Origin of the sequence: Falsiroseomonas sp. HC035, from assembly GCF_050563525.1 — a bacterium.
GTDB lineage: Bacteria > Pseudomonadota > Alphaproteobacteria > Acetobacterales > Acetobacteraceae > Falsiroseomonas.
Genome location: NZ_JBNXUN010000074.1, coordinates 1 through 881, shown reverse-complemented (window position 1 = coordinate 881; position 881 = coordinate 1). Strand labels below are relative to the sequence as shown.

The following is an 881-nucleotide window of genomic DNA, read 5'->3' as shown; positions in this document are numbered from 1 at the left end:
TACTCAACCACCGCCGTCCGCGCGCAGGACCAAACCGCACCAGACAGGATCTCTCCCGCCAGGCCAGCCCGCCCCCACTCAGGAACGACAACGGCACACTCTACCCAAATTACACACACACTGGATGAGGACCCCTGCCACCCCGGCCCCGAGCTTGCGCCCCGGACCACAGCGGCGGATCATCATCCACCAAATCATCTTCACCGTTTGAAAGAACATGCCCGAACCGGAGCCGAAGCCCCGACCGGGAAACTGTTGAGGGAAGTCCGCACCACCTCGCGGCAGCACGGATCTCAAAGGACGCAGCCCAACCAGGCGCACCCGCAAACCGCAAGTCGGACCCACCGGACCCAACCCGCCAGCCACCAAATCTGGAGGCTAACGGATTCGAACCGATGACCCCCTGCTTGCAAAGCAGGTGCTCTACCAGCTGAGCTAAGCCCCCGAAATCACCTAGGCCAGAGCAACCGGAGGCGGCGACATGGCGTGCCATTGGCACACCGCGCTGCGCGGCATGCCGCGCAGATCGCTCGCTACCCCCTCCGGGGGATTTTTCCTCGGCCAGAGACCAAGGAAAAATGGGCCAGGGAGGACTTGAACCTCCGACCCCACGCTTATCAAGCGTGTGCTCTAACCAACTGAGCTACTGGCCCCCACACCTGTCTGACCCGCGCAGCACAATGCCCGGCAACCCGAAGGCCGCAACAGGACACCACGCCACGACAGGCGGAGGGAGGGGCAGCCGGATGGATCGCTTGGTGCTTGTCCAGACATCCTCCCCACCCCATCCGGGGCGGATCCGACATCCAGAAGGGCCTGAAACAGGCCGTCTATCAGAACCACCACAGCCGAGAGGCCGAAACCCCTCACCCCATGGCGGC

2 tRNA genes are annotated in these 881 nt (G+C 63.8%); both read right to left on the bottom strand.

The annotated features are described in order from the left end of the window. Positions 1-372: 372 nt before the first annotated feature. A tRNA-Ala gene (locus ACLF3G_RS29500) sits at positions 373-445 on the bottom strand. 134 nt (positions 446-579) lie between these two features. Continuing rightward, positions 580-653: transfer RNA gene (locus tag ACLF3G_RS29495), tRNA-Ile, on the bottom strand. Positions 654-881: the final 228 nt, after the last annotated feature.